At 54.4% G+C, this 206-nt stretch carries 1 rRNA gene; it reads right to left on the reverse strand.

The annotated features are described in order from the left end of the window. Positions 1–206: ribosomal RNA gene (locus tag IQR33_RS09215) — 16S ribosomal RNA — on the reverse strand; the annotation flags it as partial.

Genomic DNA, 206 nt, shown 5'->3' on the forward strand with positions numbered 1-206 from the left:
TTGTAGCACGTGTGTAGCCCTACTCGTAAGGGCCATGATGACTTGACGTCGTCCCCACCTTCCTCCGGTTTATCACCGGCAGTCTCCCTGGAGTTCCCGACATTACTCGCTGGCAAACAAGGATAAGGGTTGCGCTCGTTGCGGGACTTAACCCAACATTTCACAACACGAGCTGACGACAGCCATGCAGCACCTGTCTCAGAGTT

This window comes from Vibrio sp. OPT46 (assembly GCF_015163535.1).
GTDB lineage: Bacteria > Pseudomonadota > Gammaproteobacteria > Enterobacterales > Vibrionaceae > Vibrio > Vibrio alginolyticus.